This window comes from Vulcanisaeta distributa JCM 11217, from assembly GCF_001316005.1.
GTDB lineage: Archaea > Thermoproteota > Thermoprotei > Thermoproteales > Thermocladiaceae > Vulcanisaeta > Vulcanisaeta distributa_B.
In genome coordinates, this window is sequence record NZ_BBBJ01000010.1 from 19214 (window position 1) to 41093 (window position 21880).

Annotated in this window: 42 protein-coding genes and 1 pseudogene; 19 read left to right on the forward strand and 24 right to left on the reverse strand. The window is 49.6% G+C overall.

The features are described from left to right. Positions 1-28: 28 nt before the first annotated feature. The 10 genes from JCM11217_RS16400 to JCM11217_RS16440 all read right to left on the reverse strand — a co-directional run bounded on the left by JCM11217_RS16400 (position 29) and on the right by JCM11217_RS16440 (position 5692). On the reverse strand, positions 29-220 hold the full coding sequence (locus JCM11217_RS16400) for a hypothetical protein (protein ID WP_243679208.1): 192 nt from the start codon (positions 218-220) through the stop codon (positions 29-31). Beyond that, the gene (locus JCM11217_RS16405) at positions 204-671 is read right to left on the reverse strand and encodes a hypothetical protein (RefSeq protein WP_243679209.1); all 468 of its coding nucleotides are present in this window, start codon (positions 669-671) and stop codon (positions 204-206) included. The genes JCM11217_RS16400 and JCM11217_RS16405 overlap by 17 nt, the downstream gene beginning before the upstream one ends. Continuing rightward, positions 646-1977 (reverse strand): hypothetical protein, encoded by a 1332-nt coding sequence (locus tag JCM11217_RS16410; RefSeq protein WP_243679210.1) that lies wholly within the window; start codon positions 1975-1977, stop codon positions 646-648. Before JCM11217_RS16410 ends, JCM11217_RS16405 begins: the two co-directional genes overlap by 26 nt. Beyond that, positions 1947-2309: a hypothetical protein gene (locus tag JCM11217_RS16415; protein ID WP_243679211.1), complete on the reverse strand. Its 363-nt coding sequence runs from the start codon at positions 2307-2309 to the stop codon at positions 1947-1949. The genes JCM11217_RS16410 and JCM11217_RS16415 overlap by 31 nt, the downstream gene beginning before the upstream one ends. Next, positions 2306-2497 (reverse strand): AAA family ATPase, encoded by a 192-nt coding sequence (locus JCM11217_RS16420; protein WP_243679212.1) that lies wholly within the window; start codon positions 2495-2497, stop codon positions 2306-2308. The genes JCM11217_RS16415 and JCM11217_RS16420 overlap by 4 nt, the downstream gene beginning before the upstream one ends. Further along, positions 2494-3243 carry a hypothetical protein gene (locus tag JCM11217_RS16425; protein WP_243679213.1) on the reverse strand — a complete coding sequence of 250 codons (750 nt, stop codon included), beginning with the start codon at positions 3241-3243 and terminating at the stop codon, positions 2494-2496. Before JCM11217_RS16425 ends, JCM11217_RS16420 begins: the two co-directional genes overlap by 4 nt. After that, positions 3219-3425, reverse strand: coding sequence for a hypothetical protein (locus JCM11217_RS16430; RefSeq protein ID WP_243679214.1), 207 nt, complete (start codon positions 3423-3425; stop codon positions 3219-3221). Before JCM11217_RS16430 ends, JCM11217_RS16425 begins: the two co-directional genes overlap by 25 nt. Before the next feature lie 131 nt (positions 3426-3556). Continuing rightward, positions 3557-3757, reverse strand: a complete 201-nt coding sequence (locus JCM11217_RS16435; protein WP_243679215.1) for a hypothetical protein — start codon at positions 3755-3757, stop codon at positions 3557-3559. Between the two features lies 1 nt (position 3758). Next, positions 3759-5210, reverse strand: coding sequence for an ATP-binding protein (locus JCM11217_RS10590; RefSeq protein ID WP_243679267.1), 1452 nt, complete (start codon positions 5208-5210; stop codon positions 3759-3761). 5 nt (positions 5211-5215) lie between these two features. Continuing rightward, positions 5216-5692 carry a hypothetical protein gene (locus JCM11217_RS16440; RefSeq protein WP_243679216.1) on the reverse strand — a complete coding sequence of 159 codons (477 nt, stop codon included), beginning with the start codon at positions 5690-5692 and terminating at the stop codon, positions 5216-5218. 107 nt (positions 5693-5799) lie between these two features. Here JCM11217_RS16440 and JCM11217_RS16445 point away from each other — a divergent pair, with 107 nt between their 5' ends. The 9 genes and pseudogenes from JCM11217_RS16445 to JCM11217_RS10620 all read left to right on the forward strand — a co-directional run bounded on the left by JCM11217_RS16445 (position 5800) and on the right by JCM11217_RS10620 (position 9891). Further along, complete coding sequence (locus JCM11217_RS16445; protein ID WP_243679217.1) at positions 5800-6096, forward strand: hypothetical protein; 297 nt, start codon at positions 5800-5802, stop codon at positions 6094-6096. Further along, positions 6069-6380, forward strand: coding sequence for a hypothetical protein (locus tag JCM11217_RS16450; protein WP_243679218.1), 312 nt, complete (start codon positions 6069-6071; stop codon positions 6378-6380). Before JCM11217_RS16445 ends, JCM11217_RS16450 begins: the two co-directional genes overlap by 28 nt. After that, positions 6335-6739 carry a hypothetical protein gene (locus tag JCM11217_RS16455; protein ID WP_243679268.1) on the forward strand — a complete coding sequence of 135 codons (405 nt, stop codon included), beginning with the start codon at positions 6335-6337 and terminating at the stop codon, positions 6737-6739. Before JCM11217_RS16450 ends, JCM11217_RS16455 begins: the two co-directional genes overlap by 46 nt. A 32-nt stretch (positions 6740-6771) precedes the next feature. Next, positions 6772-6954 (forward strand): hypothetical protein, encoded by a 183-nt coding sequence (locus JCM11217_RS16460; protein WP_243679219.1) that lies wholly within the window; start codon positions 6772-6774, stop codon positions 6952-6954. A gap of 96 nt (positions 6955-7050) precedes the next feature. Beyond that, positions 7051-7959 carry a CBS domain-containing protein gene (locus tag JCM11217_RS10600; protein WP_243679269.1) on the forward strand — a complete coding sequence of 303 codons (909 nt, stop codon included), beginning with the start codon at positions 7051-7053 and terminating at the stop codon, positions 7957-7959. A 23-nt stretch (positions 7960-7982) separates the two neighbouring features. Beyond that, positions 7983-8279 carry a hypothetical protein gene (locus JCM11217_RS10605; protein ID WP_243679220.1) on the forward strand — a complete coding sequence of 99 codons (297 nt, stop codon included), beginning with the start codon at positions 7983-7985 and terminating at the stop codon, positions 8277-8279. Between the two features lie 15 nt (positions 8280-8294). Next, positions 8295-8732, forward strand: a complete 438-nt coding sequence (locus JCM11217_RS10610; protein ID WP_243679221.1) for a hypothetical protein — start codon at positions 8295-8297, stop codon at positions 8730-8732. Then, a pseudogene (gene endA / locus JCM11217_RS10615) lies at positions 8719-9293 on the forward strand (tRNA-intron lyase). Before JCM11217_RS10610 ends, endA begins: the two are co-directional and overlap by 14 nt. 151 nt (positions 9294-9444) lie before the next feature. After that, complete coding sequence (locus JCM11217_RS10620; protein ID WP_243679222.1) at positions 9445-9891, forward strand: DUF996 domain-containing protein; 447 nt, start codon at positions 9445-9447, stop codon at positions 9889-9891. Here the strand turns inward: JCM11217_RS10620 and JCM11217_RS16465 are convergent. Genes JCM11217_RS16465 through JCM11217_RS16485 form a run of 5 tightly spaced genes read right to left on the reverse strand, consistent with a single transcriptional unit; the run spans position 9888 to position 12088 of the window. Next, positions 9888-10379 carry a hypothetical protein gene (locus tag JCM11217_RS16465; RefSeq protein ID WP_243679223.1) on the reverse strand — a complete coding sequence of 164 codons (492 nt, stop codon included), beginning with the start codon at positions 10377-10379 and terminating at the stop codon, positions 9888-9890. The two genes, JCM11217_RS10620 and JCM11217_RS16465, sit on opposite strands and share 4 nt — an antisense overlap. Next, the gene (locus tag JCM11217_RS16470) at positions 10376-10999 is read right to left on the reverse strand and encodes a thermopsin family protease (protein WP_243679224.1); all 624 of its coding nucleotides are present in this window, start codon (positions 10997-10999) and stop codon (positions 10376-10378) included. The genes JCM11217_RS16465 and JCM11217_RS16470 overlap by 4 nt, the downstream gene beginning before the upstream one ends. Next, a complete protein-coding gene (locus JCM11217_RS16475) occupies positions 10993-11160 on the reverse strand; it encodes a thermopsin family protease (RefSeq protein ID WP_243679225.1) in 168 nt (55 codons plus the stop codon). Before JCM11217_RS16475 ends, JCM11217_RS16470 begins: the two co-directional genes overlap by 7 nt. After that, complete coding sequence (locus JCM11217_RS16480; protein ID WP_243679226.1) at positions 11118-11447, reverse strand: thermopsin family protease; 330 nt, start codon at positions 11445-11447, stop codon at positions 11118-11120. The genes JCM11217_RS16475 and JCM11217_RS16480 overlap by 43 nt, the downstream gene beginning before the upstream one ends. A 14-nt stretch (positions 11448-11461) precedes the next feature. Further along, the gene (locus JCM11217_RS16485; RefSeq protein WP_243679227.1) at positions 11462-12088 is read right to left on the reverse strand and encodes a thermopsin family protease; all 627 of its coding nucleotides are present in this window, start codon (positions 12086-12088) and stop codon (positions 11462-11464) included. Positions 12089-12315: 227 nt separating this feature from the next. Here JCM11217_RS16485 and JCM11217_RS16490 point away from each other — a divergent pair, with 227 nt between their 5' ends. The 5 genes from JCM11217_RS16490 to JCM11217_RS16510 all read left to right on the forward strand — a co-directional run bounded on the left by JCM11217_RS16490 (position 12316) and on the right by JCM11217_RS16510 (position 14202). Further along, the gene (locus JCM11217_RS16490; protein ID WP_243679228.1) at positions 12316-12537 is read left to right on the forward strand and encodes a hypothetical protein; all 222 of its coding nucleotides are present in this window, start codon (positions 12316-12318) and stop codon (positions 12535-12537) included. Between the two features lie 64 nt (positions 12538-12601). Then, positions 12602-13048 carry a hypothetical protein gene (locus JCM11217_RS16495; protein ID WP_243679229.1) on the forward strand — a complete coding sequence of 149 codons (447 nt, stop codon included), beginning with the start codon at positions 12602-12604 and terminating at the stop codon, positions 13046-13048. Continuing rightward, the gene (locus JCM11217_RS16500) at positions 13036-13305 is read left to right on the forward strand and encodes a hypothetical protein (RefSeq protein ID WP_243679230.1); all 270 of its coding nucleotides are present in this window, start codon (positions 13036-13038) and stop codon (positions 13303-13305) included. The genes JCM11217_RS16495 and JCM11217_RS16500 overlap by 13 nt, the downstream gene beginning before the upstream one ends. Before the next feature lie 46 nt (positions 13306-13351). Continuing rightward, positions 13352-13843 (forward strand): hypothetical protein, encoded by a 492-nt coding sequence (locus JCM11217_RS16505; protein WP_243679231.1) that lies wholly within the window; start codon positions 13352-13354, stop codon positions 13841-13843. 8 nt (positions 13844-13851) lie between these two features. Next, positions 13852-14202 carry an EamA family transporter gene (locus JCM11217_RS16510; RefSeq protein WP_243679232.1) on the forward strand — a complete coding sequence of 117 codons (351 nt, stop codon included), beginning with the start codon at positions 13852-13854 and terminating at the stop codon, positions 14200-14202. Here the strand turns inward: JCM11217_RS16510 and JCM11217_RS16515 are convergent. From JCM11217_RS16515 to JCM11217_RS16545, 8 genes are all read right to left on the reverse strand, one after another. Beyond that, positions 14197-14517 (reverse strand): DUF1634 domain-containing protein, encoded by a 321-nt coding sequence (locus tag JCM11217_RS16515; protein WP_243679233.1) that lies wholly within the window; start codon positions 14515-14517, stop codon positions 14197-14199. The genes JCM11217_RS16510 and JCM11217_RS16515 overlap by 6 nt on opposite strands. Beyond that, on the reverse strand, positions 14406-15647 hold the full coding sequence (locus JCM11217_RS10640; protein WP_243679234.1) for a TSUP family transporter: 1242 nt from the start codon (positions 15645-15647) through the stop codon (positions 14406-14408). Before JCM11217_RS10640 ends, JCM11217_RS16515 begins: the two co-directional genes overlap by 112 nt. Before the next feature lie 175 nt (positions 15648-15822). Beyond that, positions 15823-16014 carry a hypothetical protein gene (locus JCM11217_RS16520; RefSeq protein WP_243679235.1) on the reverse strand — a complete coding sequence of 64 codons (192 nt, stop codon included), beginning with the start codon at positions 16012-16014 and terminating at the stop codon, positions 15823-15825. 29 nt (positions 16015-16043) lie between these two features. Beyond that, on the reverse strand, positions 16044-16820 hold the full coding sequence (locus JCM11217_RS16525) for an amidohydrolase family protein (RefSeq protein WP_243679236.1): 777 nt from the start codon (positions 16818-16820) through the stop codon (positions 16044-16046). Then, the gene (locus tag JCM11217_RS16530; RefSeq protein WP_243679237.1) at positions 16820-17164 is read right to left on the reverse strand and encodes a hypothetical protein; all 345 of its coding nucleotides are present in this window, start codon (positions 17162-17164) and stop codon (positions 16820-16822) included. Before JCM11217_RS16530 ends, JCM11217_RS16525 begins: the two co-directional genes overlap by 1 nt. 80 nt (positions 17165-17244) lie before the next feature. After that, positions 17245-18006 (reverse strand): hypothetical protein, encoded by a 762-nt coding sequence (locus tag JCM11217_RS16535; protein ID WP_243679238.1) that lies wholly within the window; start codon positions 18004-18006, stop codon positions 17245-17247. A gap of 22 nt (positions 18007-18028) precedes the next feature. After that, positions 18029-18259, reverse strand: a complete 231-nt coding sequence (locus tag JCM11217_RS16540; protein ID WP_243679239.1) for a hypothetical protein — start codon at positions 18257-18259, stop codon at positions 18029-18031. Positions 18260-18285: 26 nt separating this feature from the next. Beyond that, a complete protein-coding gene (locus JCM11217_RS16545) occupies positions 18286-18657 on the reverse strand; it encodes an amino acid permease (protein WP_243679240.1) in 372 nt (123 codons plus the stop codon). A 231-nt stretch (positions 18658-18888) separates the two neighbouring features. Between JCM11217_RS16545 and JCM11217_RS10655 the strand changes: the two genes are divergently transcribed. The 4 genes from JCM11217_RS10655 to JCM11217_RS16560 all read left to right on the forward strand — a co-directional run bounded on the left by JCM11217_RS10655 (position 18889) and on the right by JCM11217_RS16560 (position 20695). Continuing rightward, on the forward strand, positions 18889-19467 hold the full coding sequence (locus JCM11217_RS10655; protein WP_054842901.1) for a gamma-glutamyl-gamma-aminobutyrate hydrolase family protein: 579 nt from the start codon (positions 18889-18891) through the stop codon (positions 19465-19467). Positions 19468-19564: 97 nt separating this feature from the next. Beyond that, a complete protein-coding gene (locus JCM11217_RS16550) occupies positions 19565-19717 on the forward strand; it encodes a hypothetical protein (protein ID WP_243679241.1) in 153 nt (50 codons plus the stop codon). 11 nt (positions 19718-19728) lie between these two features. Further along, positions 19729-19947, forward strand: a complete 219-nt coding sequence (locus tag JCM11217_RS16555) for a hypothetical protein (RefSeq protein ID WP_243679242.1) — start codon at positions 19729-19731, stop codon at positions 19945-19947. Positions 19948-19990: 43 nt separating this feature from the next. Next, positions 19991-20695 carry a hypothetical protein gene (locus JCM11217_RS16560; protein ID WP_243679243.1) on the forward strand — a complete coding sequence of 235 codons (705 nt, stop codon included), beginning with the start codon at positions 19991-19993 and terminating at the stop codon, positions 20693-20695. Between the two features lie 252 nt (positions 20696-20947). Here the strand turns inward: JCM11217_RS16560 and JCM11217_RS10665 are convergent, their stop codons facing one another. After that, complete coding sequence (locus JCM11217_RS10665) at positions 20948-21268, reverse strand: phosphoribosyltransferase family protein (RefSeq protein WP_054842902.1); 321 nt, start codon at positions 21266-21268, stop codon at positions 20948-20950. A gap of 373 nt (positions 21269-21641) precedes the next feature. Here JCM11217_RS10665 and JCM11217_RS10670 point away from each other — a divergent pair, with 373 nt between their 5' ends. Next, positions 21642-21857, forward strand: coding sequence for a hypothetical protein (locus tag JCM11217_RS10670; RefSeq protein WP_054842903.1), 216 nt, complete (start codon positions 21642-21644; stop codon positions 21855-21857). Positions 21858-21880 lie beyond the last annotated feature (23 nt).

Genomic DNA, 21880 nt, shown 5'->3' on the forward strand with positions numbered 1-21880 from the left:
AACCTCAGGCTAATGATTCAGTTTGCAGTTATAAAATTACTTCTTCATCATGAGTTTGCGAACATACTTTCCCCCCCCTCTCATTAACGAAGCCAACCCTAATCACGTTATCGGCTATTGTCTCCAACGCGTCGACGTGCGACGTTATTATGACGGTCCTAACACCATTACTAAGGCTCCTAATCCAATCACCAACCCTACGCCTATGCTCCTCGTCCAAGTGCTCCGTGCTCATCAAGTATTAGTACTGGTATTAGGCCCATGACTACCCTGGCGATTGCGTACCTAAGCATTAGGGAGACTAGGTTCCTCTCACCTATGGACAGCGCCTCAACGGGTAGTGAGACCCCCCCGTCGTTCCTCCTGACCACTACCTCATACTCCTCATTAACTTCCATGGACGCGTATGAGGCCTTATGCATTAACTCCTTCATCATCACATTCAACTCCTCATTAACGGAATCAAGGAATATCCTCCTAACCACGGGCTTAACATCATCAAGAACCTGCTGAAGCCTACTGAGAACATCCGACGCACCGACATACCTATTCAACTCACCCCCCCTAACCCTACTCACCTCCGATTCCCTACTCGCCAACTCACCCCCCCTCAACTTCTCAACCCTATCCCTAAGCGCGTTAACCCTACCCCCCCTCAACTCCCCCCCCAACCTCCCTCATCAACGAATCCCTCTTCGCACTCAACTCCTTAATCTTAGCCCTCACACCCTCAAGCTCCTTAATCCTCCCCCCCTCCAACTCCCTAAGCCTACCCTCAACACTCAACTTCTCACTACGTATACCCAACAACCTAGCCTCACCATCCCTAACCCTCCTCTCAAGCTCATCAACACTCGCCAACTTACCCCCCCTCAACTCAGCGAGCTCAACCTTAGCCCTACCTAACTCCTCAAGCTCCCTATTCAATTTACCCAACTCATCCTCAATACCCTCCAACTCCCTCTTTAATGAGTCCTCATCATAACCACCAATCCTCGATAACTCCTCAACCAATGAGTTCCTCCTATTACGCAAATCCTCAAGGGATGCCCTAATCACGTCCTCCCTACCCAACTCACCCTCAATACTCCTCAACTCACTCTCCAACCTGCCCAACTCCTCAGCCTCATCATTAAGCCTACCCAACCTACTCATTAACTCCTCCCTCCTCCTCATCAACTCCCTCAACCTAACCTCCCTACTGCTCACAAGCTCCTGAGCCAACTCACTATCCAGTGGCCTACCGCACAACGGGCACCTCTCGACAGAGCCGCCCCTTAGTAGGTTCAGTTCCAGTTCCACGTGCTCAATCTCCGCATTAACCCTCGCCAGCTCCTCCCTAGTGCTGTTAATCTCCACGTCTATTGACGCCCTCCTACTTAGTTTCCTCCTCAACTCATCCGCCCTCGCCTTAAGTCCATTAATCCTATCCAGTTCATCATTCAACTCCTTAATACTCACATCAATACTCTCCAACTCCCTCCTAATCTCCTCAACCCTCCGCCTATAGTTCTGGGCGAGCGTTAACCTAGACTTAACATCATCCCTCCTCCTCATTAACTCCTCAAGCCTAGCCCTTAACTCACCCTCCCTCGAAACCACAGACTCAAGCTCAAGGACCCTAGCCCTTAATTGACCCAGTTGGTTTAGGGTACTCCTCAAGGTATCCAACTCGTTCATGACCCTACCCTCCTCCTCACCGAGCATGGAGAGCCTCTGCCTCAACTCCACGTACTCACCCTCAAGCCTCTCCAACTCCTCCTCACTACTCATTAACCTACTCAATTCCTCCTCAACGGACTTAAGCTCGCCCTCCTTCTCACTCAATGTCTTCTCTGCACTGGAAACCTCGCTCTCCAACCTACTTAATTCCTCCCTCCTACTGTTCGATTCACGTTCAAGGACCTCAAGCCTACCCCCCCTAAGCCCCCCCTCGGTAATGCTGGTCACGGCCCTAAGCCCCCCCTCCCTAACCACGTCCTGCCTAGCCCTCTCAATGGCATCAAGCTTAGCAGGGTATCAAGCTTAAACTCACCCCTCCTACCACTCCTGAGTATCTCCCTAATCTCTCCCTGTCTCACGTAGAGGAGTTCCGAGAATGTGTCAATGTCGATGCCCGTGGTCCTAACTACGAATTGCGTGACCTCCCTATCCCTAGCCGCAACCCTCCTACCGCCCTCATCGAGGACGTAGGTCTGCGACTCAAGGGTCTTCTCGGTGCTAAAGGCCCTCTGTACCAGGTACTTACGCCCATCAATCCCCCCCACGTACTCTAGGCGAATAATGGCGCTGGATGCGCCGCGCCTCACGAGGTCACTAAGCCTATACCTACCCCCCCTAACCCACTCAGAGCCGTAAAGGCTATTGCGATTGCCTCGAGTATGCTCGTCTTACCGGAGCCGTTTGGCCCATGTATGAAGTTAATGCCCTCAGTGATTACGGCCCTACCCCCCCTAATTATTGACCTAAAATTCTCAATCTCAATCCTAGTGATCATCTCTGAACACCCAACCAATCAGTGATTGATTTACTACCCCTGAGTGGCACGCCGACCAAGTTCTCCAGTGTCTTCAGGGCACCATCCTCATCATCAGCCCTAACCCTCTCAATTATGTCCATGACAGCGCCCACCAACTCATCATTACCCAGCCTCGACTTAAGGGCTTGCCTAATTATCTCATTAATACCACCAAAAACCCTAATTGACCTCTCACCCTCACCGACCTGCCTCTCCAGGCTTAGCCTAATGTCGACCCAAGCCCTACTGAAGAGCTTCCTAAGCTCATTGGCGTTGAAGTCCCTCGTGGAGTAGCCGCCGGCTACCCTACCCTCGATCTCAAGGATTATTAACGAACCCCCCCTCTGATCCATGTTACTGGCTATGTATGACACGTCACTCCTAACGACACTGGGCTTGGCCTCCTCATACCTAACCCTCACCCTGACAAGTCTCCTGGAAACCCCCCCAAGCCTAACATCGCTGACCCTAACGCCATTACCACCAACGTCAAGTAGTAGGAAGCCCTTTGGGTCCACATCCTTAACCTTCCTTAATTTTCCGTTGGCGTACTCATAAACCTCGAACTCCCTGGCATCCCAAACCTCGAGGGAACCTGGGTAAACAGCGTTAATCCTCGGGTGCCTAAGCCCATGCTCGTGTATGTGCCCCCCCACGGCGAAGTAATCAATGCCCAACTGAGCCAGTGGCTTTTCATTAATCATGAAGACATCCACGTTAGGCATTGGTATATGTACGGCGCGCCCTCAATGTATTGGTGAATAACGGCTATGTTAATGCCATTGCCCCCCCTCAAGGCATTTAATGAGTTAACTAATTTGTTCTGCATGTCCGTATACACCGTGCCAACACCGATCAGCCTAACACCACCCAGGTCCACGTAGCCATTATCCAGGTACTGAATCAAACCCATCTGATGGAGTACGGCAAGTGGGTTCTCGATTGGGTTTATGACGGATGAGTCGTGATTACCCCCCCTAATGACTATGACCCTGATACCAACCTCCCTAAGCCTTGTTAACCCCCCCCTAATCGCCGTTATGTATATGCTGGGCGACGGCCTCTGGGTGTCGAAGAAGTCCCCCCGCTAATAATCACGGTATCCAACCCCCTCTCCTCCCTGAGCCGTACCAGCTCATCGACTGCGTTCAGGAATGCCCTGTTGTAATCCTCGAGCCTCTCCTCTAGCCCGTACTGCCGATGGCCCAGGTGTATGTCGGCTAATTGCGCAATTAGCATTCTAACCAACCTTCAGTAATCCATCCTTAATTGCTTTTGCTGTCAGTGCTATTACGTGTGGGCATGGCTCATACGCAGAGCCACACACTTCGCAGCTCCAGGTATTCTCGCCAAGCCTCACCTCAACATGAACATCACCAACCCTGCCGCTGAGGACTCCCGTGTCCATACTCACATCATTAACCTCACTGATTAATGGGGGGGCCGCCTCAAGCACGCTCCTTGCACTAACCCTGGTGCTCAGGGCTTTCTCGACCTTATCCCTCAACTCCTCAATACCTAGATTGACCTGGGTGTTCCATGCCTCGCTCAGGTCTATGTCTGAGCCGCCGTAATCAAGCACCCTATCCCTAAGCCTAATCACCAGTGGCAGCGGTGTTATTGGGCCCACGACTATTCCCTCACCAACGTCAAGCATGGGTATTAACCTGCCCAGCTCCTCATTAAGCACCTCACTGGCGCTGAGTACGGCCATTACGTCCCTCTGATTAACAAGCCTCAGTATTATCTGACTATTGCACTGACTGAGTACGTCCGGGTCAACCTTAGACGGCCTCTGGGTTATCACGACTAGGTAGACGCCGAACTTACGTCCCTCACCAGCTATCCTAGAGATAATGCCAAGGCTCAGTGTTGACTTAACGGCCCTGGGCTGGGCGAACCTATGGGCCTCCTCCAGAATGATAACCACGGGGGGGAATGGGTACCTAGGCCCTGGCAGGTTCCTCACGTAATTAACCCTAGCCCTAAACACCCTACTCAGTACGTGGTACACAACGTGGTCCTGAACCTCGTCACTTAAGCCGGCGAGGTTGATGATCGTTACGGAGCCAGGCCTTAGAACCTTATCAAGTGGTAGTGACCAATACGTGTAAAGCCCAATCCTCCTAAGCCTCCTTAGATAAACCCTGGTGCTAACGAGAAGCGCCTTCTTAGTCTTACTATCTATTAAATCCTCGAGCTCCTTCAACACCTTCTCCGCCTTCCTCCTACCCTCATCATTAAGCGATGCATTGAGCTTCTTAAGTATCCTATCAATGCTCGTGTTTGTTCCATACTCAAGAATCTCATTAATGACCTTAATCATTGAGTCCAGGGTACCCAATTGCCTGGCACCGCTGTACTTAACGATGGTCCTGACGAGGGTGTGGACCAGGTATATGACGTACCTAATCTTGGAGGCACCCCCCCTCGGAACGCCGGCGACATCCGCCAGGACCTCCGGCTGAACCTTCATCGTGTTTATCCTATACCTCAAGTCACCGGTACCGACCTCGGACGCCGTTATCACAATGACCTTATCGAGGAATTGAGGACCAAGCCTTGAGATGCTACCCTTTATGTGTACGTATTCGCCGTGCGGGTCTATGACGAGCACCGTGGCGCCCTTCTTCAGTAACTCCTCAATGAGTATTACCGAGGACCAGGTCTTCCCAGAGCCCGTGGATGCTATTATGGCTAAGTGCTCCTGAGACCGTTCATGTCTATGCAGTAGGGCACGTCGGACCTAAGGGAGAGCCTACCAATGCATAGGGCCCTCTCTGGGTCTACCTTCACGAACTCACTAACCATGCCTGCGTCGGCTAGGTACACGGGCGTGCCCACGGCAGGTGTTGTCCTTGGCATGTATATCTTATCGCCGTACTTATAACCGAGCACCATTACCCTGGCCTGGACAACCTCGACGATGCTTTCCCTGGGCATGTCGTCCAGGACGTCGGCCACGTAGCCGTCAACCCCCCCAACCCTATATGGTTCACGCCTTATCCATAGTACCTGCCCAAGCACGTTGACGCTGACCTCCTTACCATCGACGTAGTCCCTCATGGGTATGTATACGTAGTCATAGCGGTTAACGCCACTGTTCCTCTTTATGGAAACCACGTACACCAACGGGCTCTCCACATTGACGATAAAGCCAACCTCATTGGCCATGGCTTAGCAAGCAACTCTCGAATCACTGGGTATTTAACATGATGCTGACAGGCGTTATGTAGAGCAGGACAAAACTTTTACCCTTATAATTAATCATTAACTGAGGGATGAAATTCGGCGTAAGACTCAGGTGCTTGAGGTGTGGTTATTCGGGACCAGGTGATGGCCCATTGTGCCCCAGGTGCGGCTTCCCGTTGATAACGGAGCCGAGGAGTGCATTGAGGATTGATAGGGAGAAGCCGAGCATCCTTAGGTATGCATCGGCGTTGAATTACGGCGATAGGGTTGTATCGCTTGGTGAGGGTTTCACGAGGATTAGGAGGGTTAATGGCGTGCTCATTAAGGATGAGTCTAGAAACCAACGGGGGGGTCCTTCATGGATAGGGGGGGCTCATCAGTACTAATTAGTAATGCGGAGGGTGAGGTCAGGGTTTTGTTTGAGGAGGACTTCACGCTGTCAATAGCCACCTACGCCAATGCGGCGGGTATTAATGTTAGGGTTTATGTGAATCCTGACAGGGTTGGTGCCTACACAGAGCTCCTCAAACTATCAACCATGGGTAACGTGGTCATTGAATTCAGCGGTGGGAATGGCATCAACGCATCCTATGGCGAGCCCTATTCCTTGATGGTGTTAAGACCATCGCCTACGAGCTTTATGAGCAGGTTGGTGAGGTTGAGGGCGTAGTGCTACCCATGGAGAGGGGTTACCTAGCCCTGGCAGTTTATGAGGGCTTTAGGGAACTGCGTGAATGGGGGGGCTTCATTGGTGACCTGCCGAGGCTAATACTCGTTAAGCATAGGGCTGGCAGAATGACGGAAATCAGTGATTGGCTTGTCAGGGCTGCTGGGGCTAGGGTTGTCGATGTTGGCGATGAGGAGACCATAAGATCAATGATCGAATTGGCCAGGGATGGGATGTACGTTAAGCCCGTGTCCGCCATGGCATACGCCGTGGCCTCAACACTTGGTAGGGATTACGTGGTTGTTATAACGGGTACGGGGGGGTTAAGGAGTACAGGGTTGGTAGGGAGCTCGGTGGGTTAACGAAGCTTCAGGAGGCCATACTCGGGGGGGTTTTGGAAGGCTCGAGACCGTTAACGGCATACGAGGTTTGGGAGAGACTGGGTGGTGCGGCGACGGTTCAAGGCGTTTACAAGGCTTTGAACTCGCTCGTGAGGCGTGGCCTAGTGGTCTTTGATTACGAGGTTCGTGGTAATAAGAAGGTCAGGGTTTATCGTTCATTATCGAATTATAAATAATTAAGGATAATTATTAATAATGGATTATTGGGCCCGTGGATTCTGCGGTGAATAAAAATTATATAAATATTTTATTATTAATTAGTCTTGGTTGAGGTGGTTGGTATGATGATTGAGAAGCTGCCTTCGACGTACGCCTCAATACTTAATGCGCTTGTTGAGTTGTACATGATGTCTAAGAAGCCCGTTAAGTCTAGGGATATTGCTGAGAAGCTTGGTATTAATGAGGGTACGGTTAGGAATTCCATGGTCGCCCTGAGGGCCATGGGGGGGTACATAGAGTCTAAGACTGGGCCTTACGGTGGCTATGTGCCGACGCAGAAGGCCCTTGAGTATGTTAAGATGCCTGCTAACACGGTCTTTGCTCTGGACATAGCCCCCCCCATATCGATTAATAAGTTGCCCACGAACCTGTACGTGACTGGTATTGAGCTACTCGACGTAATTAACCCGTTCAGTAATAGGGCGCTTGTGAGGGTTATTGGTGATATGAAGAATATTAGGATTGGTGATAATGTTAGGATTGGGCCTACGGCGAATAGTAGGGTGATTATTGAGGGTGTGATTACGGAGAAGAATGAGGGGTTGAGGGAGTTGGTGGTCGCCATTAATAAGTTGATAGCAATACCGAAGGTTAAGGTTGAGATGTTGATGAGTAAGAACGTGATAACCATAAGGCATGACTCACCACTTAAGGAGGCGGCTAAGGTATTTGCCGAGAGGAAGATCAGGGCTCTCCCGGTCATTGATGATGAGGGTAAGATAGTTGGCTTAATAACGACTAGTGAAATAGCCAGGGCTTACTACGAGGGTAACCTAAACGCTAGGGTTGAGGATTATGCGAGGAGGGATGTGCCTACGATTGATAAGGAGGCCGACATATACGATGCTATGAGGCTCATGACGGCTAACAAGATCGGTAGGTTAATAGTGGTTAGTGGTGGTAAGCCCGTGGGCATAATAACAAGGACGGACATACTGCAGTACCTGGCATCACTTGATTAAGTATTTTAAAAATGCAATACTCCTTGTCAAGCATTAGGTCAGTCCACATATGCGAAATTTGTGAGGAGAAGCCGGCGGTGATTAGGTGCCGAGTTTGCGGTAGGTACGTGTGCAGCGACGACTTTGACTATTCAATGAGCGTTTGCAGGGCCTGCTCAGCAACGCTTTGTCAGGTATGCCACTCAAGGCTTGCCGTTGGGCATTGCGCTAGGTGTGGTAGGTTGGTTTGTAGGAGGGATAGTGTTAGGGTTGGGCTTAGCAGGTACTGCATTGACTGCGCCAGGGAGTTGGGCTTAATCAGTGAGGTTAAGAATAAATAAGGGGGGGTTCATGCAATGGTTAGGTTGATGAGCGAGGGTAAGCCAAGCGAGAGTAAGCCTGCGAGGAAGCTTTTGATACCGAGCTTCCTAACGCCGAGCGGGATCAAGCCTGAGGAGAAGAGGGAGAGGCGTGAGAGGAGGTTGAGGATTAGGCGTAGGAGTGATGTGGATGAAGGTAAGGCGAAGATGAACCCGGAGACGATGAAGGAGTTGGAGATTAGGGACAAGGTCGAGGTGGTGCTCGTTGGTGGCGGCTCCAGAGAGAGGAAGTACGTGTTCACGGTGATACCGAGTGAGGATGTGCCGAGGAACGAGGTTTGGTGTAATGAGGAGGAGATGAAAAAACTTGGTGTTGCAGATAATAGCATAGCGACTGTTAGGGCCCCCCGAGGGAGTAAACACGCAATGATGTTTATGGGGTTTGGTTTTAATAGCCGTAATGCATTACAGTGACGTGTTCAGGGGTTACCTGGTGGGTGGTGCTGTGGTTGTTACGGACATTAACGAAGCCAGGAAACTCTACTCAATGGGGGGGTTCTACGGTAAGTTCGTTAATGAGGATAAGGTTAAATTAAGCGAGGTTAACAACGTCAACTCACCACTGCAGCTCTCAATTGTCGAGGCCCTATACCTGGTGGATAAGGGATTACTGGAGGTCTTTGATGATAATGGCAATAAATTGACGAGGGATGACTTGGTTAAGGTTGGGCGGAGCACAGTGGTTAACTTTGACCAGGTATACACGATTTATAGGGAATTGAGGGATGGGGGGGCTTCGTCGTAAAGAGCGGGCTTAAGTTTGGCTCGTTATTCGCGGTTTACGAGAGAGGACCTGGGATTGACCACGCACCGGTCCTACTTCACTTCATAGAGCCCAGGAGGGCCGTGAGCGCCCTAGACATTACGAGGGCCGCGAGACTCAGCCACAGTGTAAATAAGAGGTTTGTCCTGGCTACCCAGAGTGAGGCTGATGGTAAGATGCACTACATAGCCTTTGAATGGTGGAGAGCGTAGGACTTTTCTCATTTACTCCCCCCCAGCGTTTATTGATTATTTTTGTATATTCAGGGATATGCTTATTAAGTAATGTGTTGATTAATGCGCCGATGAGTTCTCAGGAGGATATTAGATCGCAGGTACTCTTGGCTTTGTTGGTTCAATACTCATGCTAATACCCTACGTAAGCATAGTGGGTGATATACTAGTCCTGATAGCCCTATACAGGCTATCAAGGGCTTATGGGAACAATGCGATTTGGAATAATGCCCTTTACGCGTTGATAACTGCGATAGTTGGTGGTTTAGTCCTGGCATTCATACTGGCGGGTACGACCTACCTATCGCTCATTTACATGGGCCCTGGCGCATTGAGTAAGCTGGGTATAGCCGCGGCATTCTTCGTGGCCTTCTACATAATTATTTTGATAAGTGGTTTCTTCCTAAGGAATGCCTATAATGAGTTGGGCAGGTCGAGTGGCGTTGGCGATTTCTCAAATGCGGCTAGGTGGTATTGGCTTGGCGCAATATTGACGATAATAATCGTCGGCTTCATACTCTACATAGTGGCTGATGTATACGCCATACTCGGCTATAGTAAATTGAGGGGGGGTTAGTGCCTTCGTATTAATCGTGTAATTACTAATATCGCAATTAAAAACACGGCAATTACCAGCGCAATGCCGTAGTAACCAATCACCGGCGCTTCGACAACGCACCCAGCATTAATCGGCACTAGCAATTCCTGGGTTACTCCATAGGCATTTGTTACGCCACTTAGCTCCTGAACGCCGCACTTAATAATGACTTGTGTGAAGGGCTCGGGTAGGCCCAGGGCATCCCTAACGCTGAACTCCCTGTACTCTGCATTAAGCACTGCCGTGTCATTCACACCGCTTATGATTAACGGAGTCCTCAACTCGTAGGTGATGCCGTTAATGCTCACGTTAGTCAACTCCTCACCATACCTAACCCACCCCAGGTATACCGTGCCGACGTAAGCCCCATTAATGGTGTATAGGGTTAACGAGGCGTTGTACTCCCTGATCCAGTTAATGGTGACGGTCACGGGCCTATCCATGAGTAGGATAAGCGTATTATTCATAATGACGTAGTGCGTGGCGTTTGTGGTGAAGCCTGCGAATACAAGCTTGTTTCGTTACCTAGGTAAATAATTGTTTTGGGTAAGGTAATGTTGACTATGCTATCCTCATTATACCAACCACTTAGGTTCGTGAGCTGGTTCGACACGTCGACTATGTCTAACCTGTAATACCTGGTCCATAGGTAATTAACCACGTATGACTGGTTCATAATCAACATTAGCTCCGTGGAATTGACGTACTCATTATTAATGAGTAAACCCGCCAGCCTAAGTAACGTGTTATTCCCTAGGTAGACATCCCGTGGGGGGGTCGTTACGACTACCCTGGAATTAACGGGTAGTGGTAATTCTACCGTGGTCATGCTTTGATTATTGATTAGGTAGTCACTGAGTATGAGGAATGCCAGGTAATCAGCGTTGATTAGGGGGGGCCCGAGGTACTCATCGCCGGTCGTCACCTCCACGGTACCTGGAGCGATGGCGTAAGCCCTTGCATTAACCACAGTCTCACCAGTGTCGCTGCCCATGCTCCAGGCGCTCGGTATCGGCAGTAAATCGCCACCGGGTCCCCCCCTGTAATAAAGGGACAATAATGCATTTAGCTCATTAACCCTCACCATAGCCCCCCCACAACCTGGACCCCCCCAATCACGAACTCGGCATCAATTAGGTAACCCAATGGCGAGTACTCTGAGCCGTTCACGACTAGGTACGGGCCCCCCCACGAAGGGGGGGCCATTAGGAATGTGACATTATCAACAAGTGTATTGACGCCACCCATTGAGTAGCCAATGAGTACCTGGGGGGGAAGCCATTAACGGTCTTATTCGTCATTATTGTCAGGTTCACGGTTAAGGGCATTTCATATGGCGTCCAGTTACCCATGTATGCGTAGACCTCGTTATTCATTACCGACCCACGCCCAACGATGAATAGCGGATCCATGAATAACTCAGCACTACTCATGTTCCAAACATTCACAAGCGGTGCCATTAAGCCGTAGGCGGGGGGGTCGATAATTAAGACATCCTGGACCCAGTAATACTGGGTTTGATTGTTAACCACCATCTCAAGCACAGCATTTAGTTGGAGCGAGAAGGAGCCAGGCGGTAGTGGGGGGGGCAGTTGGTTAGTGGTTGAACGCCAATACTCAGTATCCTCGCCTCACCAAGGAATTCACTTGTTGTGTATGAGTATGGTATGTAACCCACCTGCGAGGGCGTTAACCCATAATCAACAATACCAATTGGCGCGTTAATAATCGGTGTTGAATAGTTGCGGGTTGTCGCGAGCATTACCTGAGCCGTTGCTGAGCCATTGTTGATAACGACAATGTAGTACTCACCACTGGGTAATTCGATGGTGGCATTGAGTTCCTGCCCATAATAAGCAAATAATGGCTTAACCGTGGCTCCAGACTTCAACTCACTGAAACCCTGACCACTCAGTATAAGCAATAGTACATTGGTATTCGACGTTAAGTACAACCCCCCCATTGATCCAGGACCGTAGGCGTTCACCGAGTAGTACGTGCCTGGGGCTATCGTCATTAAATACGTGCCTGAGCCAATCACGTGGTTGTAAATCACGGCATAATTAATTGGGTATGTGTAAACCCCCCCATAGTTATTAATTAATGGGCTTACCTGGTACGTGGTGCCGTTGGGTAGCATCACGAGTATTGCCAGCAGTGTTAGTGGGTCCAGCACACGATTGATTAACAGGACCGCTTAAAAGGGTGTCTAACTAATGGAATAACTTATAGAGTGGTGTCACCTGTCAATTGATTGAATGGAATTAAGCAATAAACTCGCCCTAATAGGCGCCGTAAGGTCACTGGGTGGTTCACTGCTTTGGTCATTTACGGGATTCGCACTATTCCAGTACTATAAATTGCCCCCTAACCCTGGTCTCCCTATTCTACGTGGCCCAGGCGGTGGTCAGCTCGATAGCCTTCATGATAGGTGGCTACTTAGCGGACTTCCTCGGTAGGGTCCGGACAATGGTCATTTCAGCGGTGGCGTCGTCAATAGCCCTACTCATCGCCTACGCAGTTAATAAGCCACTCATTGTCGTTCTAATGGTGCTCACCCAATCATTCTTCAACAACGCCTATGGTGTGGCTAACACGTCGATAGTCGGGGGGGGACTACGCTAGGGAATTCACATCGCTTGTTAAGTACTTCAGCAAGCTTAGGGTGGGAATTAACGCTGGGTGGGCAGTGGGACCAGCCATTGGTGGTCTACTCTATGAAGTCTACGGCTTCAGAATACTCATGCTCCTTGGCTCGGTAATACCGCTGGCGGCATTACCACTATTAATGACTCTGCCAGAGCCCAACTACACGGTTGAGGCTGGGTTAACATTCCACGTGAATAGGGCATTCGCGCTGTTCCTAATACCGTCCTTCCTAACATTCCTGGTAATGGGCCAATTAGGCTTCCCGCTACTAACATACTACAACATGCATGACGGCTTAACCACCTTCCAGGTTGGTCTGCTGTACATGGAGAATGGATTACTTGTGGTCTTCCTCCAGGACCTCATTGGCAGGTACTTAAGGAGGCCAAGCCTGATATCGCTTGGCATGGTTATTTACGGCGTGAGTTACCTGGCGGTGGCCTTCATACCAGGCTTTACCTGGCTGTGGTGGACATGTTCTTCATAACGCTTGCCGAGATGGTTGTTTCACCGCTATCGCAGAGCATAGCCAATGCCCTGGCAGACCCAAGGTCCAGGGGGGGTAGGTACATGGGCCTATACTCACTCATTACCGGCCTGGGCCGGACCCTGGCATCATCAATCTCCGGCGTGCTCCTAACCTACGCAATCAAGCAACCACTCGCACTGTGGGGGGCTTTGTATTCGCGGTTGCCCTATCATCATCGGGCCTCTACTCAATCATCATTAAGGATGCCCTGGTGATTTCCCGGACGTAACACTCATTAAGAACGCCCACATCCACTGCAACGTGGGCAGTAGGGGTGGACTGTGGCCTGGACTTTACATAGTGGCTGCGGCGGCGCTTTGGTCAACAATAGGCGTGGCCAGCGTATATAGCGGGAACCCAATTATGCTTGGTCTCTTTAGGTCCTTATTCGCGTCCCTGGTCTCATTGTTTATACGGAGAGTCCTTAATAGGGCCTCTGTATTGACGGGCATAGCTCTCGGCATATTATTCTCAGCATACCCATTGGCGGCCGTAACGGCCGGCGTGGGTCTCGCGGCCTTCCTACTCTATACGGCACCCCCCCTATGGACGACGCTGGTGGCCCTTGGCATGGGTGAGAAGCCCAGTAGGCGTGGTGTTGTCGGTGTTTCGTTGGTGATAATTGCAATTACATTAATTGGTGCTCAGGCGATTAAGGGTTCGATAAGTCTCATTGGTGTGCTTCTGGGCCTGCTCTCGGGCATCTCCTATGGCTCATACATAGCCCTAGCCAGGAGGTTTGCAGGTGGGTAATGAGGTTGATGTTTCCTGGGGGCGCGATACCATATACCTTAATAATCACGGCACCGACAGCCATAACCTACTCAATAATTACAGATTCATGGAGGCCAATAGTCAATCCAGCCCTGTGGGGTGTTTATCTGGGCATTGTGACCACAGTGATACCCTATAGACTCTTCGCAATGGGTGTGTCTAGGGTAAGGGCCTCCACGGCCTCGGTCATAGCCACGGTGGAGCCCGTGCTGGCGGCTCTTTGGGGATTTCTGCTCTTTGGTCAGGTGCCCACGGCATTGACATTGATAGCCTACGCCCTAATAATAGCTGCGTCAATAATAGTGTCCTTTGAGGGGGGGCTTAATGGGGTTTTATGAGGATGGGCAGAGCAGTCTTAGTAATTGGGTGTTTGCGTGTAGGTGCATTATTGATGGTAATACGAATATTGCGAGCATTAGGTTCATGAATACCACGGCCGTTATGAATACGTAGAGCCAATCCCTCTCCATTGCGAAGGACGCAACGCCAAGGGCTACCCTGAGCACTGGGGGGGTTGCTATCAGCACCATGAGGCCAAGTATTATGAATGAGAGTGGGTCGAGGTTGGGTAGTCTAGATAGGGCGTATGCGGCGGTATTACCGTGGTGTTTATTGGGGGGGATGTTGGGCTCATGACTAGGGATTCGCTGCATCCAAGGGCCTCGCCCTTAACGTGGAATAGGGCAATACCGATTAGTATTAGGGCTATGCTTATTATCACGCCGTACCTAAGGGTTAAACCGATTACGTAGTCCATATCCCACTTAGGCATTCCCACCACCCCCCCTACCGCAGTCCTCTTCTCATTCCTAGCCATTAACACGCCATAGCGGTAGTAGAGTATCGTCATAACTATCGCCGTGAATATTATACTCAATATGTACTGGGTTGCCACGGCTATCGTTATTATGTGGTCCAGGTATAGACCCTTCAGCAGCATCTCCATGCCGAGGAAGGCGAGTATTGCCAGGAAGACCCACCTAACCTGCTTATTCGTAATCCTCACCAGTATCTTCGTACCACTCATGGCCCCTATCAAGACGCCTATTGCCGTCACTGCGGCCAACATTGGCTGTATATAACCGAAGTACCAGTATAGGGCACTACCTGTGGCGGCGGTCACCCCCCCTATCATGAAGTTGCTTGTTGTTGTGCTCACCTTCATTGGTAGGTTCATGGCCCAATCCATACCGAGAACCTTGAGTGCGCCGCTACCAATACCCAACAAACCACTAATAAAGCCGGCGAAGAACATTATTAATTCGCCAAGCCACCAACGAACACCCCCCCAGTACTTAACCTCCATCTTAAGGGCATCATCGTAGTAACTACCATATAGCTTAAACACCCTCGTGGTCCAATCAGGCTTTCTTGGGTCTGGAATCTCGTACTTACCCCCCCTCTGGGCCGTTGGTATTATTGAGGTTAATATGACTATGCCGAACACCACGTACACGATCCAGGCAAGCCCGTGGCTATATATGTAGGCTGCCGTTAATGAACCAACTATCGAGCCCGTTGTCGTGGCTATCTCGAGGCCCATGCCAATCCTCACGTTTGTTATCCTATCCCTAATGTAGGCGCTGGCTGCGCCGCTCGAAGTGGCTATTGTGGATATTAACGATGCGCCGGCGGCGTAGGCGATTGGTATGCCAAGGAATAATGTAAGCAATGGCACAAGGACAGTACCACCTCCCAACCCAGTTAGTGAACCGAGCAATCCAGCTATTATGCTAAATACAAGCAATTCAATATAACTCTCTATTATTTTAAGCAGGACCATGGCTACCTATGCTGATTAGAATGACCTTAAAAAACTAACTTGCCCCCCCGAGGGGGGGCTTGTTGTGCATTCTACGTGCGTTATTAAGGAATTTTCAAATTTAAGACATTAAATAGGTTCATGCCTTATAAACCTCCATATTCCTATTATTTTACTTAAGTAAAATGAAATGCCATTAAACCATATTACTCAATTTCCCATGAATCTCGGGAATCACGTCATACAGCTTCTCAATCAATTCCCCCCCCTCATCAATACTGACTAATCCGCCATCCCTCACCACAAATCTCCCGCCAACAATCACGTCATTAACACTGTGGCCATTCAGTAATGACACTATGGATTCCACTGGGTCGTATATGGGCAATGCCCTGACATCATCTAGCCTAAGCGTTATTAGGTCGGCCCTGAAGCCTCATTAATCACGCCCACATTATCCCCCCCAACCAATAGTCCACCCCCCCAGCCTGTGAGTGCCCTGAGCATCGTTACCGAGTTAAAGGAGGACTTATCATAGGTCATGCCAACTGTAAGTGCCTTACCCACGGCCCTAGCAACCTTAACCTCATGGAGAATGTCAAGGCTTGTGAACGCACCACCATCACTGCCAAAGCCAAATAACACGTCGCTAAACATTGGTAACCAATGCTGACCCATCACCAGGGAGTCGACTGTTGGGCACCAGGCAATTCCCAAACCCCTATCCCTGACAATTGCTCTCTCCCTATTTGACAGGTAAACCGCATGCGCAATAACCGTGGGCCTAATCAACGTCAAGCCCAACCTATCAAAGACCTCAAGTGGCCTGGCGCCGTACCTAGTGAGCGCATAGTCTACCTCACCCTGATACTCGCCAAGGTGGTAAGTCACGCCCAAGCCTCTGCTTAGGCAAAGATCCTTTAAACCGAGGAGTAAGTCCTCGGTAACCATCATTATCTGCCTAATTGAGCACCAAACCCTGACCCTCTCGTTAACCTCAGGTAGTAGCTCCTCAATCCTACGTATTACTTCCTTAGCATTGATTACATCGTTATCACGTAAGTTGAAGGTTGAGGGCGTGACCACGCCCCTAATACCAACCTCATTAATAGCCCTAATCAACTCCCTAGGTTTTGGTGCGCCTGCCTCTATGAAGTATGTAATGCCATTCTTAGCCATGGCGGCAACGCTCACTAGGATGATAGGCGTGCTAAGTCATCGGTTAGTAAATCCTCAAAGGGTATTAGGAGCTTAACCCATATCGGAGGTAACGCAAGCCTCTCATCACTAATGAACGACCTAAGCAAGACTTGTTGGGTGTGGGTGTGGGCGTCGATGAGGCCCGGCATCAGTATGTGCCTACCCCCCCTATCAATGACCTCCTCACCCCCCCTATATTGACTGAGTACCTCGCTCGCCTTACCCACGGCCTTGATTAAGCCGTTATCTACGGCTACGGCCCCCCCATCCTCAATAACCATCGGATTTGACATTGTTACTACGTACCTAGCCCTAATGACTAGGTCAACCCGCTCCATCAATAATCACTCAGGCGGTATCTCGACGTACGCCACGGAAATGTCCATGCCATACCTCCTCAGGTATATGGACCTAGCCACTAGGTAGGCAATGACCCCCCCAGTACGAAGGCGCCGATTATTACACCGTAGGCGAGCCAGTTACCACCCCCCCAAATCTGCGGGTAGGCTAGGAACTCATAGTCCAGGTAAATGAACACCAGGAATTGAAGAATGCCGGCAACGATGAGTGCCGCCTTAGCCCTGCCACTCAGTTCATAGTTCTTCCTGAGCGCTATTATCACTGCAGCAATACCTACAAATGCCAGGTACGTTAATGGCCCGACCTCAGTACCGTAAAGCGCCGTGAACGTCCCGTAAAACAACCCAGTAACCGCAATGAGGGCTGAGGTAACGATTAAGTCAAATAAATGGGCGTATATTGGTGTTCCGAATCTTGGGCTTACGTAGGCGAAGGCGCTCGGCCAAACTCTATCAAAGGCGAGGGCGAACCAGTATCTAACGATGACTATGGCTCCGTAGGCGAGTATTGCAAGGTACCAGGTAACCGATGAGATTCCAATGAACCACTTAAGTACGTAGTTATTGGATAAAACCATAGCAATCGTCCAGAAGTTAATAACACCATTAACGTTGGGGTTGGATAGGGCCTCAGTAACGAAGTTAAAGCCCAGGGAGTAATACATGGCCTCAAACCCTATGGTTGCCATTACCATGGTGATGAGGGCTGCGACAGGTACGTTGTACTTAATCGCGCTTTTACCCCCCCTTATTTCAGAGGCTATTGCAGGCCCTGCCATTAGCCATGGGTATACGTAGAGGGCGAAGAAGGGTATTACCATGAGTACGCCACTTAATGTGGCCTCAGGCCCCCCTATAGCTACTGGCCAGTGATGAGTATGTGTAGCCGCTTGGTAGTAGATTATTAATTGCTGCTATTGCCGTTTGCCTTGGTGTTAGGAGCATTATGGCTATCGCGATTACTAACCCAATCATCGATATCGTGGTTAGTATGGTCATTAACCTAAAGCCGTACTTAGTGCCTAATATGTTAGCCAGGACTATGACGGCGAAGAAGGCTATGGCTACGGCCACCACGTCCCAGGTACTAAAGGACGTATTTAAACCCAGTATGGTAGTACCGACTCGAGCTGGAAAACTCCGGCTATCGCAATGAGCGCGTAGTACGCCAATGCCTGTATAACGAATGCCATGACCAGGCCATTAACGAGCCAAGCAACCCTAGGCCCAAAAGCCCTTGTTAACCATACATAATCGCCGCCGGTGCGTGGTATTAACGTGGTAAGTAACGAATAGACAATTACCTGGGGTATTGAGAGCAGGAACGCAATTAATGATGCATATACGAAGTTAACGCCAACCACCGTTGGTAGAGCAGCCAGCGTGAAGCCTGCTGTGCCGAGGGCAGCGCCTATTGACATGTTGGCGATATTTATCGACACGGCATCCCAAAAACCAGCCTCCTTAACCAAACCCGTGGATTCCCTAAGGAATACGCCCTGTTTAGCCCCCCCATTGTTCCATCGAGAATTGGAATATTTAAAAATCTTTCGCGTGAGAATCTACGATTTTTCATTTAAATAATTAATTAAATTGTTTAATTAATTCATTAAACAATAAATCGATAGCAATACTGTGCCAATTGCGTGGACCTGGCTTATTGTTGATGAAAAATATTTAAATAGTTATGAAGTAGTTATTCCGTGGTTGTTGGGATTCTTGATTTCGGTGGTCAATATAATCACTTAATACTTAGGCGTGTGACTGAGTTAGGCTTTAGGGGGGGTGAGTTTTTAAGTCCAGGCGAACCGCTTAATAGGATCAGGCAGTTATTTGATTGCTTAATTATTAGTGGTGGTCCGTGGAACATACCCGAGGACCTGCCCAAGACAGGCAATGCCATTAATTACATTCTTGAGTTCCCAGGACCTGTGCTTGGTATTTGCCTTGGGCATCAATTAATGGCATACGCATACGGTGGTGAGTTGGTTAGGGATAGGCCCGAGTTCGGTGGTGTTAGGGTCTATGTCGATAAGGAGGACACAATACTTAGGGGGGGAGTTCCCAGGGAGTTCATTGCCTGGGAGAGCCATAACATAAGCGTTGCCAGGCAGCCCAGGGGGGGCTTTGAGGTAATTGCGCATAGTGATGCCGTGCCCGTTGAGGCAATGGTTAATGAGGGAATTAATAGGTTTGGTGTTCAGTTCCATCCCGAGGTTAGGCATACGGAGTATGGGCTCGTGATCATGAGAAACTTCCTTGAGCTATGCCATCGCGCATGATATGGTATTATTTATATACTTGATTAAATAATTAACTGGGTAATACGGGGATTTATGAGGCTAAGGTATTTAAACAATCCATTGAACATAAACTAACATGGAGTTGACATGGATTGATAAGGCGGTTGAGGACATTAGGTCATTGCCCATTGGGTGCGCGGTCGCGGCAATATCGGGTGGTGTTGATAGTACTACGGCAGCGGTCCTGATCAGGAGGCAATCGGTGATAGACTTAGGGCCGTATTCATAGATACGGGCTTCATGAGGCTTAACGAGCCGGCGCACGTTAGGGAGTTGCTTAGGGATGTCCTTCCAATAGAGATTATTGATGCGCATGATAGGTTTTACCGTGAAATGCTTGGGCTCGGTGATGCCGAGGAGAAGAGGATTAAGTTTAGGGAGGTTTTCTATGGAGTTCTCTCCGAGATTGCCAGGAGGTATGGCTGTGATTGGCTTGTCCAGGGTACAATAGCCCCCTGACTGGATTGAGACGAGGGGGGGTGGAATTAAGACGCAGCATAATGTGCTTGAGCAAATAGGCATAGACACCGCGTCTAAGTATGGCTTTAAACTCCTCGAGCCACTTAAGGAGCTTTATAAGGACCAGGTCAGGGAATTAGCCAGGGCGCTTGGTGTGCCGGCTGAAATAATTAGTAGGCAGCCATTCCCAGGGCCTGGACTTAGCATTAGGGCTGTGGGTGAGTTAACGCTTGAGAAGCTTGACGTTGTCAGGAGGGCTACGGAAATCGTTGAGAGTAAGTTGGAGGGCATGGGTTTGAGTCAGTGGTTTGCGGCTGCGTGGGAGTATGACTTGGCATATAGTGAGGATCTCTCAAGGATGATTAATGGATTTGGCGGTTTAAACGCCTACCTATTCAGGGTTAGGGCTACGGGTGTTAAGGGCGATTCCAGGTCCTATGGAAATATAGCGCTGGTTAGGGGGGGCGACCCAGGTGATTGGGGCTTGATCTACGACCTATATAGGTACCTGGGTACGTCTCGCGAGGTCACCCACGTGGTCTATGAATTAATGGGGGGGAGGGGGGGTTCCGGTAAGTACTTCGTCTCAATAAGGGCTGTGCTCACCGAGGACTTCATGACGGCTGACGTGCCCCCCCGGATACCGCGAGACACGCTTATGGAGGTTGCACAGGAAATACTGAATAATGATGATAGGGTTGCCGCGGTTGGTTATGACGTGACGCCGAAGCCCCCCGGCCACGATTGAGTATGAGTGATTTAACGGAGGAGTCTCGTTAATTTAGTAACGAAGTCATCACCAAAATATTCGCTAAGTCTCAAATTCCTAATTACGGATTCAGGGTCTGAGCCCTGGGCCTGGTTCCTAACCACCTCACCAACCTCCCATGGGAATAAAACCCACTTATCCGTGACGCCGACGTAGTAATCAGGCTTAACCCTTGACCAGGCTTAACGTAGAGGGTTGCCACCCTAACCTCCCTGGCACCATAAAACCTAGTTAGATCCCGGGCGTGGCTAGGGTCTTACCCGTATCTGCCACATCATCCACAACTAAAACGTTCCTACCCCTTAAATCACGTATTATTGGGTAGGTGACGACGGGTTCCTCACCCTGGCCGATCCTCGTACCATAACTCACAAGCCCAAGCACCACCAAGTCATCAATGCCGAGGAAGTCAGAGACTAACTTACCCACTATATAGCCACCCCTTAATATCGCAATTATTGAGTCAGGCCTATAACCCGATTCCTTAACCATCAACGACAAGTCCAGCGTCAAGTCAACAAGCCTCTGCCAATTAAGGACTAAAAACTCCATTAACCAACTCAATTAAACAATAATGTTAAAAGGCTTTCCTCAGTTAGTTGCTGATCTTTACCACAAGCAATTAAATAATAATTGAGATCAAGAATTTTGCCCCCTGCATGACCCACACCATTGGGTCCCGCGGCCCGGTTTTGCCGGGTCGTGGGTGGCCCAATGGTGTGAATGCAAGGCAGGTATGGGCTTTTTCTCTACTGTATTTGTCTCTTAGTTATTTATATTAATTATCCCTGGCCTATTGTCTATATTATCTATAAATTATCTTTAGATTATCCATGAGATACTTATGTATGTTCGTGATCTCTTTTTATTTTACTTTTTATTTGGGATAGAAAATAATTTAAGCCTATCTGGAATAGAAAATAATGTGAAGAAGTCCCTTAGGTGCCTTGGCACGGAATTGGATAAATTCCTTGATTGCGCATTTAGGGCTGTCATTGAGGCTAAGCTTGGTCTCGTGGATAAGGACGAGGCGCTAGACGCGCTTTGGGAGTACCTCGTGAACATAGATTATGAAGTAAAGATTCTCGAAAGGAGGATCGGCATAAGCGATAACGTGAAGAAGGAAGCCAATAGTGGCTAGGCGTATTCAAATCAATGCTCTCA